This window comes from Kitasatospora sp. NPDC057692, assembly GCF_042799475.1.
In the GTDB taxonomy this organism is placed as follows: domain Bacteria; phylum Actinomycetota; class Actinomycetes; order Streptomycetales; family Streptomycetaceae; genus Kitasatospora.
Map to the genome: position 1 here is coordinate 1 of NZ_JBHVIV010000028.1, position 12,552 is coordinate 12,552.

Here is a 12,552-nt window from a genome sequence, read left to right on the forward strand (position 1 = left end):
TTCCTGACCTTTTTCGCAAACTCCCGGGGGTTCGCCTGCTCACCGCCCCCGTAAACGCGGGGAGGCCGCCCGCCCCGCGCTCAGCGGGTCGGGCGGCCTCCCGGACGCGGTCAGACGTTGAAGCGGAATACTCTCCACGAGGCTGTGCCCTGCGAAGACGCCGATCCCGGCGGCCCGAGCCAGCACAGAATCAGCACGGTGGTTCGAACTCGCAGTCAGCCATCAGTAGTGGTAGCGGGCGGCCAGAACGATGATCTCCCGGTCCGTCACCAAGTAGACGAGGCGGTGCTCGTCGTCGATCCGCCGGGACCAGGCCCCGGGCAAGTGGTACTTCAGCGGCTCGGGCTTGCCGATGCCGGTGAACGGGTCGCGCAACACGTCCTCGATGAGCCTGTTGATCCGGGCGAGCATCTTGCGGTCGCTCTTGAGCGAGGAGGTGTAGTCCTCCCAGCCGGCCTCCTCGAAGACGAGCCTCACGCGGCACCCTTCTCGCCATCCGCCGCGTCAGGGTCGATGAGCTCCCGCTCGGAAAGCCCTATGCCACCAAGGGCGTTCTCGTACGCCTTGAGCAAGCGGCGGGCGTTCACCGGCGAGCGCAACAGGTAGGAGCCTTCACGCAGGGCGGCGTAGTCCTCGGCCGAGACGAGTACGGCGTTCCCGTGCTTGGAGACGATCTCAATGGCCTCGTGATCGTCGTTGACCTTCTTGATCAACGGGAAGAGAGCCTTGCGCGCCTCGCTGGCAGTGATCGACATCGACTGAACTCCCTCCACGGCTGGTACCACATAACGTACCACTCAAGTGGATGCGACGAGCCGAAGAAGTCAGCACCAGGTCAGCGCGGAAAAGGGATCGGGGCCCGCCTCATGGGAGGCGAGCCCCGTCCGACCTGCGCATTTGACAGATCGATCTACCTCAAAGCAATGAAACGATCACACGTTGAAGCGGAACTCCACGACGTCGCCGTCCTGCATGGTGTAGTCCTTGCCCTCGATGCGGGCCTTGCCCTTGGCGCGGGCCTCGGGGAGGGAGCCGGTCTCGACGAGGTCGGCGAAGGAGATGACCTCGGCCTTGATGAAGCCCTTCTGGAAGTCGGTGTGGATCACACCGGCCGCCTCGGGGGCGGTGGCGCCCTTCTTGATGGTCCAGGCGCGGGCTTCCTTGGGGCCGGCGGTGAGGTAGGTCTGCAGGCCGAGGGTGTCGAAGCCGACGCGGGCGAGGGTGGCGAGGCCGGGCTCGTCCTGGCCCATCGACTGGAGGAGCTCCAGGGCCTCGGCGTCGTCCAGCTCGATCAGCTCGGACTCGATCTTGGCGTTGAGGAAGATCGCCTCGGCGGGGGCGACCAGCTCGCGCTGGGCCTGCTTGAAGTCCTCGTCGGACAGCTCGTCCTCGTCGACGTTGAAGACGTAGAGGAAGGGCTTGGCGGTCAGCAGGTGCAGCTCGCGGATCGGGGCGGTGTCGAAGCCGGCCTCGAAGAGGGTCTTGCCGGTCTCCAGGATCGCCTGGGCGGCCTCGGCGGCGGCCAGTACGGGGGCGGTGTCCTTCTTGAGGCGCGCCTCCTTCTGGAGCCGGGGCAGGACCTTCTCGATGGTCTGCAGGTCGGCCAGGATCAGCTCGGTGTGGATGGTCTCGATGTCGTCCTTGGGGGACACCTTGCCGTCCACGTGGACCACGTCGGGGTCGGTGAAGGCGCGCACGACCTGGCAGATGGCGTCCGACTCGCGGATGTTGGCCAGGAACTTGTTGCCCAGGCCCTCGCCCTCGCTGGCGCCGCGGACGATGCCCGCGATGTCGACGAAGTCGACGGTGGCCGGGAGGATGCGCTGCGAGCCGAAGATCTCGGCGAGCTTGTTCAGCCGCTCGTCCGGGACGCCGACGACGCCGACGTTGGGCTCGATGGTGGCGAACGGGTAGTTGGCCGCCAGCACGTCGTTCTTGGTCAGGGCGTTGAACAGGGTCGACTTGCCGACGTTCGGCAGGCCGACGATTCCGATCGTGAGCGACATGAAGCGCAGTCCTGTGGGCTTGGAGGAGTTGGGCCGGCCCGTCCACCGGACCGATCCCCCAGTCTACGGGCAGCGGGTCAGGCGTCCGCCGCCCCCGGCAGGGGGGCCGGGAACTCCAGGCGGTTGCCGAGCCGGCCGCCGGAGTGGAAGCGGCGATGCCCGGGCAGGCTGCCGTCCCGGACGGCCTCGTGGCCGTGGGCGGCCGGACGGGCGGCGAGCACGTCCAGGTCGTCCACCCGGAAGCCCGGGTGGCCCTTGCGGGAGGGGCGGAAGTCCGGCACCACACCGAGGTGCGCCTCGACCCCGCGGCCCCGGAACCAGCAGCCGCCGCGCGCGGCCGGCCCCGGCCGGGGTGTCCGGCCGTACCCGGTGCAGGCGTTCGAACGGGAATCCACTGGTCATCGGCTTCCCCCGGGCAGTTGAGCGACGGTCACACCAATACTCCGTCCGGAGACACGGACCAAGCCCCGACAGCCCATTACACAGTGTGGCGATGATCGGACCGTACGTTGGGTGGGTGGAGCAGAGCATCCGTACCCAGCCGCCAGGGCCCAGACGCCGACCGCCGAACGGCGCGGCCGGGGCCGCCGTCCCCGGGCCCGGCCGGGCCCGCGAGAGCGCCGGGGAGCCGGCCGCTCCGCCCGGGAGGGCCCGGGGCAGGGCCTCCGGGAAGGCTCCGGGCGGGGCCGGGGCGCGGGCCGGCGGCCCGGGGTCCCGGCTACGCCGCGTGTCCGGGTCCCCGGAGCGGCCCCGGATCGGGCGGCTGTACGGGCGGCGGCGCACCGGCCGGCCGGCCCGGCTGACCGCGGTCGGCACCGGGGTGGTCGCCCTGGTGGCGACGATGGCGGTGGCCAGCCTGGACCGGCTGGTCTTCGGCGGGCTCGGGGTGCTGTTCGGCATCGGCTACCTGCTGGTCTGCTTCCAGCTGGCGGTCCGGGTCCGGTACGCCGACCTGCTGGCCGCGCCGATCAGCGGGCCGATCGCCTTCGCCGCGGCGCTGCTGCTGTTCGGACCGGTCACCTCCACCGGGGTGACCGCGCAGGTGGTGGCGCTGGCGACGAACCTGGCCACCCGTTCCGGCTGGCTGTTCACCGGTACCGGACTGGCCGCCGTGATCGCGCTGGCCCGGTTCGTCGCCCAGCGCCGGATCCACCGGGCGCGCTGAGGCGCCGGGGGCGGTCCGGCCGGACCGGGGGGTCAGGCGGTGGCGCGGGCCGCCGCCATGGCCGCGCCGACGATGCCGGCGTCGTTGCGCAGCTCCGCCGGAACGACCCGCGCCCCGCGTTCGCGCAGCAGCGGCAGGAACTTCTCGTGCTTGCGGCTCACCCCGCCGCCGATCACGATCAGCTGCGGCGAGAACAGCATCTCCACCAGGTCCAGGTACTCGTCCACCCGGTCGGCCCACTGCGCCCAGCTCAGCCCGTGCCGCTCCTTGGCCGCCGAGGAGGCCCGCCGTTCGGCGTCCTTGCCGCGCAGCTCCAGGTGGCCCAGCTCGGTGTTGGGCACCAGCACGCCGTCCACGAACAGGGCGCTGCCGATGCCGGTGCCGAAGGTGAGGACCAGGACCACGCCCGCCCGCCCGCGGCCGGCGCCGTGGGCGGTCTCGGCGAGGCCGGCCGCGTCGGCGTCGTTGAGCACCACGGCCGGCAGGTCGAGCGCCTCGCGGAACAGGCCGGCGGCGTCCAGGCCGATCCAGCCCTTGTCGACATTGGCGGCGGTCACGGTGCGGCCGTCGACGACCACGCCGGGGAAGGTCAGGCCCACCGGGCCCCGGTGGTCGAAGTGGCGGACCACCTCGCGGACGGCGGTGACCACGGACTCCGGGGTGGAGGGCTGCGGGGTGAGGACCTTGTGCCGCTCCTGGGCGAGCACGCCCCGGGCGAGGTCGACGGGGGCGCCCTTGATGCCCGACCCGCCGATGTCCACACCGAATACCGCCGTCATGACGACCGCCCTCCGCCGAAGTTGTCCACAGGCCTGTGCACAGGACCTGCCCGTGCACAAAACCTACGAGAACCCGCCTGGCCCCGCACAGCGGAGGACCCGGCACCCGAACGGGTCACCGGGTCCTGAGCCGGAATGTTCGCCGGAACACCGGGCGAAACGTCCTACAGCTTGCCCGCGGCCTCGGCGCGCAGGTCGCGGCGGAGCTCCTTGGGCAGCGAGAAGACGAGGTGCTCCTCGGCGGTCTTGACGGTGGAGACCTCGTCGTAGCCGCGCGCGGCCAGCCACTCCAGCACGCCCTCGACCAGGATCTCCGGCACCGAGGCGCCGCTGGTCAGACCGACCGTGGTGACGCCCTCCAGCCACTCCTCGCGGATCTCCTCGGCGAAGTCCACCAGGTGCGCGGCCCTGGCGCCGTACTCCAGGCCGACCTCGACCAGGCGCACCGAGTTGGAGGAGTTCTTCGAGCCGACCACGATCAGCAGGTCGGTCTCCGGGGCCATCTGCTTGACCGCGACCTGGCGGTTCTGGGTGGCGTAGCAGATGTCGTCGCTGGGCGGGCTGACCAGCAGCGGGAAGCGCTTCTTCAGCTCACCGACGGTGGCCATGGTCTCGTCCACCGAGAGCGTGGTCTGGGAGAGCCAGACGACCTTGGACTCGTCGCGGACCTGCACGTTGGCGACGTCCTCGGCACCGTCCACCAGGTGGATCCGGTCCGGGGCCTCGCCCATCGTGCCGATGACCTCCTCGTGGCCCTCGTGGCCGACCAGCAGGATGTCGTAGTCCTCGTCGGCGAAGCGCACGGCCTCCTTGTGGACCTTGGTCACCAGCGGGCAGGTGGCGTCGACGGTGGCGAGCTTGCCGGCCCGGGCCTCGTCGTGCACCGAGGGCGCCACGCCGTGGGCCGAGAAGACCACGATCGAGCCCTCGGGCACCTCCTCCGTCTCGTCGACGAAGATCGCGCCCTTCTTCTCCAGGGTCTGCACCACGTACTTGTTGTGGACGATCTGCTTGCGGACGTAGATGGGGGCCCCGTACTGCTCCAGGGCCTTCTCCACGGCGATCACGGCGCGGTCGACGCCCGCGCAGTAGCCCCGGGGGGCGGCGAGCAGGACACGGCGCTGCGCGGTGTTGGAGGACATGGCTCCATCGTACGGGCGGGACGCCACCGCGCCGACGGGAGCCGCGTTCCCGTCGGAAGCGGTCGCGGGTGCTCAAATGTGGAAGCTATGAGCGAGCGAGGCGGGCCGGAGGGCCCCGAGCTGCGGGGTGAGTCGCGGGGCGAGGCGCCGGGCGGGCTGCGGCGCAGCCTGGGTGTGCGCGACCTGGTGGTGTACGGGCTGCTGTTCATCGCCCCGATGGCCCCGGTGGGGGTGTTCGGGGTACTCGACGCCAAGAGCCACGGGGCGGTCGCCGCGGTCTACCTGGCGGCCACCGTGGCGATGGGGTTCACCGCCGTCTCGTACGCCCGGATGGTGCGGGCGGTGCCGCGGACCGGCTCGGTGTACGCCTACGCGCGGGCGGGGCTGGGCGACGCGGCCGGGTTCGTCGCGGGCTGGATGGCGATGCTCGACTACCTGCTGATCCCGGCGGTCGCGTACCTGTTCAGCGGCATCGCGCTCAACTCGCTGGTGCCGGACGTCTCGCGCTGGGTGTGGACGGCGCTCGCGGTGGTGCTGACCACCGGGCTCAACCTGGCCGGGGTGCGGACGGCCGCCGTGGTGGGCTTCGCGGTGCTGGCGATGGAGCTCGCGGTGCTGGCGGTGTTCGTGGTCGCGGCGGTGGTAGTGCTGGCCCGGGACGGCGCGCAGCGCGACTGGGCGAGCCCGTTCACGGCGGTCGGCGGCTTCTCGGCGACGGCGGTGCTGTCGGCGGTCTCCGTGGCGGTGCTGTCCTACCTGGGCTTCGACGCGATCGCGACCTTCGTGGAGGAGGCGGTCGGCGCCTCGGCGGCGGTGGCCCGGGCGGTGCTGTGGTGCCTGGCGCTGTCCGGCGCGCTGTTCGTGGCGCAGACCTACCTGGCGGCGCTGCTGGAGCCGACCGCCCCGCAGCAGCTGGCGGCGGACCCGGCGGCACAGGGGTCGGCGTTCTACGACACGGTGGAGGGCTCGGTCGGGCACTGGCTGCACGTGCTGGTCGCGTCCAGCAAGGCGATCGGCGCGGCGTTCGCGGCGCTGGCCGGGCAGGCGGCGGCCGGGCGGCTGCTGTTCGCGATGGGCCGGGACGGGCGGCTGCCGCGCTTCCTGGGCGCGGTCGACCCGGACTCGGCGGTGCCCCGGCGGGCGCTGCTGGTGTCGGCGGCGGTCACCCTGGCGGCGGCGGTCTGGGCGGCGGACCGGGACGACGGGCTGGACCGGCTGACCTCGGTGGTGAACATCGGCGCGCTCACCGCGTTCACCCTGCTGCACGCCTCGGTGGTGGGCTGGTACGCGGTGCGGCACCGCTCCCGGAACCGCTTGGCGGACGTGGTGGTGCCGGTGCTGGGCGTGGCGGTGATCGGCGCGGTGGTGGCCGAGGCCTCGGGCGCCGCGCAGGTGGTGGGGCTGGTCTGGCTGGCGGTCGGGCTGCTGGTGCTGCTCGGTCGGCGGGCTTCCGCTGTCGGCGGACGCCGCTAGCCTCGTACGCATGGCCAACCCCAGCTCCCCCGAAGCGCCGCTCCCGGTCGGCAAGGTCTCCGCGCTGATCGGGGGCTGGGTCGACCGGCTCGGCGCGGTCTGGGTGGAGGGGCAGATCACCCAGCTCAGCCGGCGGCCGGGCGCGGGGGTGGTGTTCCTGACGCTGCGCGACCCGCAGGCCGACGTCTCGCTGACCGTGACGTGCTTCCGCTCCGTCTTCGACCAGGTCGCGGACGCGGTGCAGGAGGGCTCGCGGGTGATCGTGCACGCCAAGCCCGAGTGGTACGCGGCGCGCGGCCAGCTCTCGCTGCGGGCCTCCGAGATCCGGCTGGTCGGGCTGGGCGAGCTGCTGGCCCGGCTGGAGCAGCTGAAGCGGCGGCTGGCCGGCGAGGGCCTGTTCGCCGCGGAGCGCAAGAAGCCACTGCCGTTCCTGCCGCAGTGCGTCGGGCTGGTCACCGGCCGGGGCTCGGCGGCCGAGCGGGACGTCCTGGAGAACGCCCGGCGGCGCTGGCCGGCCGTCCGCTTCGAGGTCCGCAACGTGCCGGTGCAGGGCGTCAGCGCGGTGGAGCGGGTGAGCGAGGCCGTCCGGGAGCTGGACGAGCACCCCGAGGTGGACGTGATCGTCGTGGCCCGGGGCGGCGGCAGCGTCGAGGACCTGCTGCCGTTCTCGGACGAGGGCCTGGTGCGGCTGGTCGCGGCCGCCCGGACGCCGGTGGTGAGCGCGATCGGGCACGAGCCGGACCAGCCGCTGCTGGACTTCGTCGCCGACCTGCGCGCCTCCACGCCGACCGACGCCGCCAAACGGGTGGTTCCGGACGTCGGCGAGGAGCTGGCCAAGGTCCGCCAGCTGCGCGACCGGGCCCGGCGGCACGTGCTGGCCCGGGTGGAGCGCGAGCAGCACGGGCTGGACGGCGTGCGCAGCCGCCCGGTGCTGGCCGCGCCGCAGCGGATGCTGGACGGGCGCGGGCAGGAGGTGGACGGGCTGCTGGAGCGGTCCCGGCGCACGCTGCGCCACCGGCTGGACCACGCGCAGAGCGACCTCGGGCACACCCTGGCCCGGGTGGTGGCGCTCTCCCCGGCGGCCACCCTGGAGCGCGGCTACGCGGTGCTGCAGCGGGGCGACGGCACGGTGGTGACCGATCCGGCGCAGGCCGCGCCGGGCGAGGAGCTGCACGCCCGGGTGGCGGGCGGCGGCTTCGACGTCACGGTGGCGGTCGGCCCGCGGGCCGACTGAGCGGCGGCGGGGCGGTCCGCGCTGTCGGTGCGGGCCCCTACCCTGGCTGACATGGCTGATCAGGAGCAGGACCCGGCGGCGGCCGCCGCGCAGACGCCGACCGCGGACGACGCGCTGGGCTACGAGCACGCCCGGGACGCGCTGCTGGAGGTGGTCCGGCAGCTGGAGAACGGCGGCACCTCGCTGGAGGAGTCGCTGGCGCTGTGGGAGCGCGGCGAGCAGCTGGCGAAGGTCTGCCAGCGCTGGCTGGACGGCGCGCGGGCCCGGCTGGACGCCGCGCTGGCGGCCGAGGAGGGGGCGCCCCCGCAGGGGTGATCCGGGGCGCCGGGGCGGGGTGATGCGGGTCACACTCGGAGGCGGAACAGTTGAATCTTCATTTATGTTGGAACTCAACGATCGGCTGCGGCCGGTCACCAGCAACAGCTGTTCTCCACCGTTTCTTCCTCCCCGAGGTGCACACAATGACCACCGACGCCCTGGTTCTCGACACCGCCGCCCAGGACCTGCTGTTCCGCGAGGCCCGCACCGCCAACACCTTCACCGACGAGCCGGTCTCCGACGAGCAGGTCCAGGCCATCTACGAGCTGGTCAAGTTCGGCCCGACGGCGATGAACCAGCAGCCGCTGCGCGTCGTCCTGGTCCGCTCGGCCGAGGCCCGCGAGCGCCTCGTCCAGCACCTCGGCGAGGGCAACAAGGCCAAGACCGCCACCGCCCCGCTGACCGCCATCCTCGCCGTGGACAACGAGTTCCACGAGGAGCTGCCGACCGTCTTCCCGCACTTCCCGGCCGCCAAGGACTACTTCGCCGAGCGCCCGGTCCGCGAGACCTCGGCCGCGATGAACGGCGCCCTGCAGGCCGGCTACTTCATCATCGGCGTCCGCGCCGCCGGCCTGGCCGCCGGCCCGATGACCGGCTACGACGCCGAGGGCATCAACAAGGAGTTCTTCGGCGACGGCGAGCACTCGGTGCTGGCCGTGGTGAACATCGGCAAGCCGGGCGAGAACGCCTGGTACCCGCGCTCCCCGCGCCTCGCCTACGACGAGGTCGTCACCACCGTCTGAGCCTGACGGCCGACGGACACCGCGAGGGCCCCGCACACATCGACACCGTGTGCGGGGCCCTTCGCGTTCGTCCCCCGGCCCCGGCACTCCGCCCGGAGGCCGTTCATCCTGAGCCGTTCATCCTGAGCCGTTCAGCCGGAGCGGTTCACCCGGGGCCCCGGGGAGCGGAGAGCTCCGCTCCGGGGGCGGAAACCGGACTACTTCAGCGCCTGCGCCAGCTCGGCCAGCTCCTCGTAGGAGGCGGTGCCGGTGAGCAGGGTCGTCGCGCCGCCGGACTGCACGGTGAGCGCCCGCGCCTTGGGACCCTGCACCTTCTCCCAGGTCTGCCCGGCGACCTCCACGGTGCCGTCCGGCCTGCCGTCCGCCACCGCGGCCTTGATCAGGTCCTCGGGCTTGGCGTCGCTCTGCTCCACGGCCGCGTACTGGCCGCCGGGGGTGACGAAGCCGAGGTGCCAGGCGTTGCCCCTGCCGAGGCCCATCGACGCCGGGCTGTAGGTCACCGAGGTGGCCCGCCACTGCGCGGGCAGGCCCTCCGGGGAGAGCAGCGGGTACGGCGCGGCCCGCTTCGCCGAGGACGCGGCGACCGAGTACTCGACCGTGCGGACCCCGTCGCCGTCCGCGTCGTGCGGCAGGAACAGGTACCCGACCCACACGACGACGCCGACGGCCAGCATCGACAGGATCATGTCCCGTACGGTCTGCCGGCCCCTCATGCCCTTGCTCTCTCCAGCCACCCCCACATGGTGACTCATGCCGACGCCCGCCCCGGCACCCGGGGTCTCCACGTCCGGGTGAAGCGGGGCGGATCCCGCCCGTCCCGCCCCCGGCGGGGGACCGCGCCACAGACACCCGTCCCGGGGGCAGATACGATCGCAACACCCTCACCACGGCGTTCGACCAGGCAGTAGTCGGGCGCTCACTGGCCGTCGCGTACAGAGAGGTAACGACGATGACCACGCAGTACCCGCACCACCTGCCCAGCGCCCTGGAGGTCGCGCCCGAGGCTCCCGACCGGAACCTCGCGCTCGAACTCGTCCGGGTCACCGAGGCCGCGGCGCTCGCCGCCGGCCGCTGGGTCGGCCGTGGCGACAAGAACGGCGCCGACGGCGCGGCCGTCCGGGCCATGCGCACCCTCGTCTCCACCGTCTCGATGAACGGCATCGTCGTCATCGGAGAGGGCGAGAAGGACGAGGCACCGATGCTCTACAACGGCGAGCGGGTCGGCGACGGCACCGGCGCCGAGTGCGATGTCGCGGTGGACCCGGTCGACGGCACCACCCTCACCGCCAAGGGCATGAACAACGCGGTCGCCGTCCTGGCCGTCGCCGACCGCGGCACCATGTTCGACCCGAGCGCGGTCTTCTACATGGACAAGCTGGTCGCCGGCCCGGAGGCCGCCGACTTCGTCGACATCAGCGCGCCGCCGGCCGTCAACATCCGCCGGGTCGCCAAGGCCAAGGGCATCGCCGTCGAGGACGTCACCGTCGTCGTCCTCGACCGCCCGCGCCACGAGGGCCTGGTCCGGGAGATCCGCGAGGCCGGCGCCCGGATCAAGTACATCTCCGACGGCGATGTCGCCGGCGCCATCATGGCCGCCCGCGAGGGCACCGGCGTCGACCTGCTGATGGGCATCGGCGGCACCCCCGAGGGCATCATCGCCGCCTGCGCGATGAAGTGCATGGGCGGCGTGATCCAGGGCCGGCTCTGGCCCAAGGACGAGGCCGAGCGCCGGAAGGCCCTGGACGCCGGGCACGACCTCGACCGGGTCCTCTCCACCGACGACCTGGTCAGCGGCGAGAACGTGTTCTTCGTCGCCACCGGCATCACCGACGGCGAACTGCTGCGCGGCGTGCACTACCGCCAGGAGACCGCCACCACCAGCTCGCTGGTGATGCGCTCCAAGAGCGGCACCATCCGGGAGATCGACTCCACCCACAAGCTGTCCAAGCTGCGGGCCTACAGCGCGATCGACTTCGACCGCGCCAACTGACCCGGGCAGCACGAAACGGCCCGCGTCCCGGCGAAATCCCCCTTCGCCGGGACGCGGGCCTTTTTCCGCCGTCACCCGGCCCGCGCCCGCCCGGGGATCAGCCCGCGATCCGGCCGCGCGCCCCCGGGACCCGGGCCGCCTCGCGCAGCTCGACGTCCCGGCGCCGCCGCCGCGCCAGCACCACCCGGCGCTCGGCCGCCGTCAGCCCGCCCCAGACCCCGTACGGCTCCGGCTGCGCCAGCGCGTGCTCCCGGCAGTCCAGCAGCACCGGGCACCTGGCACACACCTGCTTCGCCTGCTCCTCGCGCGACAGCCGGGCCGCCGTCGGCTCCTTGGACGGCGCGAAGAACAGGCCCACCTCGTCCCGCCGGCAGGCCGCGGCGGTGTGCCACGGGTTGTCCTCGCCCGCCGGCTGGGGAGCCGGGGGCCGGTCCAGCAGCTGGGCCGCGACCACCGGCGAGGCCGCGGCGGACGGCCGCGCGACCGGCGACGGGGCGGCCGGCGCAGGGGCGGCGGACGAGGTGGTGCGGGACTCGATCGGATGCAGCACGGCCGTACTCCTGACGAGGCTCTCGGACACGGGGAAGCTCGCTCCCCTGCCCAGCTGCGGGCCCCCGTTCTCACCCCCGGGCCGGCCTCAGGCCGCCTCCGCTACGCAGCCGTACAAGAAGCGATGTGCCAGAGGAACTACCCCACGTCCGCGCGATTCATGCACACTGCACGCAACCGACTACAGCCTGCACCCGAGACAACGGCGAGTGCCCGGCCGGGAGTTGCCCCCCGACCGGGCACCGGGCCCGTCGTCCGTACCCGGCTCAGTCGGCGCCGAGCTGCTTGCGCACCCACTCCTTGAGCTTCTTGCCCCGGCGCGGCTTGGCCTCGCACCCGCCGAACACCGCGGTGCCCTTCACCCGCACCACCGGCGCGTACGGGTCCGCCGCGGTCTGCTCCTTGACGTCGAAGCCGCCGAAGATGCCGACGCCGCCGCCGTGCAGGCTGACGTTCTCCGGCACCTTGATCTCCACCCCGCCGAAGATCGCGACCACGTCGATCACCACCTCGGGCGACTCGAACACGGCGTCGGTGAGGTCGATCTCGACCCCGCCGAAGATCGCCACGGCCCGCAGGTTGGACCCCACCCGCCACCGCCCCTTGCGGGACGAACCGCCGAAGACCGCCAGCATGGTCGGCGCCTCGTTGCGGGCCGGCAGCCGCACCGGGCCCTCCGGCCGCGGAGCGCCGGCCGGCTCCGGGGCGCCCAGCGGCGGCTTCGCGAAGGAGATCTCGCGGTGCACCGGGAGGTCCCGGGTCAGCGGCACGAGCTCGCCCAGGGTCTTGGCGCCGTAGGCCGCCTCGATCCGCTCGGCGTGCTCGTCGACGTCCAGCCGCCCCTCGGCGTAGGCGTCGCGCAGCAGCTCGGCCACCCGTTCGCGGTCCGCGTCCGAGGCCCGCATCTCGGCCTGCGCCACCGGGGCGTGCGCGGGCCGCGCGGGCGGCGTCGCCGCGGGCTTGGTCATCGGTACGGGCCCCTGCCCCTGATCGTCCATCTGCTGGTCCTGCGGGTCCTTCGACGGCGAGTTGTCCACGGGGGCAAGCCTAGTCAACGGGCCCGCCCCGAACCCACCCCCGGGTGACCCTGGTCACGCAGGCGGACCTTCCCGCGTGCGGGATATCGGCGGGTCCTACCCTTGAGGGTGCTTTC

Annotated in this window: 15 protein-coding genes; 6 read left to right on the forward strand and 9 right to left on the reverse strand. The window is 73.0% G+C overall.

Going from position 1 to position 12,552, the window contains the following annotated elements; genetic code table 11:
- Positions 1–222: 222 nt before the first annotated feature.
- The 4 genes from ACFVFS_RS17775 to ACFVFS_RS17790 form a co-directional block, all read right to left on the reverse strand.
- The gene (locus ACFVFS_RS17775) at positions 223–477 is read right to left on the reverse strand and encodes a Txe/YoeB family addiction module toxin (RefSeq protein WP_380625104.1); all 255 of its coding nucleotides are present in this window, start codon (positions 475–477) and stop codon (positions 223–225) included.
- Entirely contained in the window at positions 474–755 is a 282-nt protein-coding gene (locus ACFVFS_RS17780) for a type II toxin-antitoxin system prevent-host-death family antitoxin (RefSeq protein ID WP_344325967.1), read from the reverse strand. The genes ACFVFS_RS17775 and ACFVFS_RS17780 overlap by 4 nt, the downstream gene beginning before the upstream one ends.
- A gap of 177 nt (positions 756–932) precedes the next feature.
- Complete coding sequence (ychF, locus tag ACFVFS_RS17785) at positions 933–2,006, reverse strand: redox-regulated ATPase YchF (protein ID WP_380625106.1); 1,074 nt, start codon at positions 2,004–2,006, stop codon at positions 933–935.
- Between the two features lie 77 nt (positions 2,007–2,083).
- A complete protein-coding gene (locus tag ACFVFS_RS17790; RefSeq protein WP_380625108.1) occupies positions 2,084–2,401 on the reverse strand; it encodes a glyoxalase in 318 nt (105 codons plus the stop codon).
- Positions 2,402–2,733: 332 nt separating this feature from the next.
- Here ACFVFS_RS17790 and ACFVFS_RS17795 point away from each other — a divergent pair, with 332 nt between their 5' ends.
- Complete coding sequence (locus ACFVFS_RS17795) at positions 2,734–3,171, forward strand: DUF6542 domain-containing protein (protein ID WP_380625110.1); 438 nt, start codon at positions 2,734–2,736, stop codon at positions 3,169–3,171.
- Positions 3,172–3,203: 32 nt separating this feature from the next.
- Here ACFVFS_RS17795 and ppgK read toward each other — a convergent pair whose 3' ends face one another.
- Together ppgK and ACFVFS_RS17805 are read right to left on the reverse strand one after the other, a co-directional pair.
- Entirely contained in the window at positions 3,204–3,950 is a 747-nt protein-coding gene (gene ppgK, locus ACFVFS_RS17800) for a polyphosphate--glucose phosphotransferase (protein ID WP_380625112.1), read from the reverse strand.
- Positions 3,951–4,114: 164 nt separating this feature from the next.
- Positions 4,115–5,092 carry a 4-hydroxy-3-methylbut-2-enyl diphosphate reductase gene (locus ACFVFS_RS17805; RefSeq protein ID WP_380625114.1) on the reverse strand — a complete coding sequence of 326 codons (978 nt, stop codon included), beginning with the start codon at positions 5,090–5,092 and terminating at the stop codon, positions 4,115–4,117.
- 87 nt (positions 5,093–5,179) lie between these two features.
- On the opposite strand from ACFVFS_RS17805, the gene ACFVFS_RS17810 reads away from it, so the two are divergent.
- From ACFVFS_RS17810 to ACFVFS_RS17825, 4 genes are all read left to right on the forward strand, one after another.
- The gene (locus ACFVFS_RS17810) at positions 5,180–6,565 is read left to right on the forward strand and encodes an APC family permease (RefSeq protein WP_380625116.1); all 1,386 of its coding nucleotides are present in this window, start codon (positions 5,180–5,182) and stop codon (positions 6,563–6,565) included.
- A gap of 10 nt (positions 6,566–6,575) precedes the next feature.
- Entirely contained in the window at positions 6,576–7,799 is a 1,224-nt protein-coding gene (xseA, locus tag ACFVFS_RS17815; RefSeq protein WP_380625118.1) for an exodeoxyribonuclease VII large subunit, read from the forward strand.
- A gap of 51 nt (positions 7,800–7,850) precedes the next feature.
- On the forward strand, positions 7,851–8,114 hold the full coding sequence (locus tag ACFVFS_RS17820) for an exodeoxyribonuclease VII small subunit (RefSeq protein ID WP_380625120.1): 264 nt from the start codon (positions 7,851–7,853) through the stop codon (positions 8,112–8,114).
- 146 nt (positions 8,115–8,260) lie between these two features.
- Entirely contained in the window at positions 8,261–8,860 is a 600-nt protein-coding gene (locus ACFVFS_RS17825) for a malonic semialdehyde reductase (RefSeq protein WP_380625122.1), read from the forward strand.
- A 197-nt stretch (positions 8,861–9,057) separates the two neighbouring features.
- On the opposite strand, the gene ACFVFS_RS17830 is transcribed toward ACFVFS_RS17825, so the two are convergent.
- The gene (locus tag ACFVFS_RS17830; protein WP_380625124.1) at positions 9,058–9,594 is read right to left on the reverse strand and encodes a DUF4245 domain-containing protein; all 537 of its coding nucleotides are present in this window, start codon (positions 9,592–9,594) and stop codon (positions 9,058–9,060) included.
- Between the two features lie 215 nt (positions 9,595–9,809).
- Here ACFVFS_RS17830 and glpX point away from each other — a divergent pair, with 215 nt between their 5' ends.
- Positions 9,810–10,850, forward strand: coding sequence for a class II fructose-bisphosphatase (gene glpX / locus ACFVFS_RS17835; RefSeq protein ID WP_380625126.1), 1,041 nt, complete (start codon positions 9,810–9,812; stop codon positions 10,848–10,850).
- Between the two features lie 97 nt (positions 10,851–10,947).
- Here glpX and ACFVFS_RS17840 read toward each other — a convergent pair whose 3' ends face one another.
- Together ACFVFS_RS17840 and ACFVFS_RS17845 are read right to left on the reverse strand one after the other, a co-directional pair.
- Positions 10,948–11,304: a WhiB family transcriptional regulator gene (locus ACFVFS_RS17840; RefSeq protein ID WP_380625247.1), complete on the reverse strand. Its 357-nt coding sequence runs from the start codon at positions 11,302–11,304 to the stop codon at positions 10,948–10,950.
- Positions 11,305–11,665: 361 nt separating this feature from the next.
- Entirely contained in the window at positions 11,666–12,397 is a 732-nt protein-coding gene (locus tag ACFVFS_RS17845; RefSeq protein WP_380625249.1) for a DUF1707 domain-containing protein, read from the reverse strand.
- Between the last annotated feature and the right edge of the window lie 155 nt (positions 12,398–12,552).

Bases quoted from the DNA above. Each gene is read 5' to 3' on its own strand.
- ACFVFS_RS17780 (WP_344325967.1), bottom strand. From the start codon at position 755: ATGTCGATCACTGCCAGCGAGGCGCGCAAGGCTCTCTTCCCGTTGATC.
- ychF (WP_380625106.1), bottom strand. From the start codon at position 2,006: ATGTCGCTCACGATCGGAATCGTCGGCCTGCCGAACGTCGGCAAGTCG.
- ppgK (WP_380625112.1), bottom strand. From the start codon at position 3,950: ATGACGGCGGTATTCGGTGTGGACATCGGCGGGTCGGGCATCAAGGGC.
- ACFVFS_RS17805 (WP_380625114.1), bottom strand. From the start codon at position 5,092: ATGTCCTCCAACACCGCGCAGCGCCGTGTCCTGCTCGCCGCCCCCCGG.
- ACFVFS_RS17810 (WP_380625116.1), top strand. From the start codon at position 5,180: ATGAGCGAGCGAGGCGGGCCGGAGGGCCCCGAGCTGCGGGGTGAGTCG.
- xseA (WP_380625118.1), top strand. From the start codon at position 6,576: ATGGCCAACCCCAGCTCCCCCGAAGCGCCGCTCCCGGTCGGCAAGGTC.
- ACFVFS_RS17820 (WP_380625120.1), top strand. From the start codon at position 7,851: ATGGCTGATCAGGAGCAGGACCCGGCGGCGGCCGCCGCGCAGACGCCG.
- ACFVFS_RS17825 (WP_380625122.1), top strand. From the start codon at position 8,261: ATGACCACCGACGCCCTGGTTCTCGACACCGCCGCCCAGGACCTGCTG.
- glpX (WP_380625126.1), top strand. From the start codon at position 9,810: ATGACCACGCAGTACCCGCACCACCTGCCCAGCGCCCTGGAGGTCGCG.
- ACFVFS_RS17845 (WP_380625249.1), bottom strand. From the start codon at position 12,397: ATGGACGATCAGGGGCAGGGGCCCGTACCGATGACCAAGCCCGCGGCG.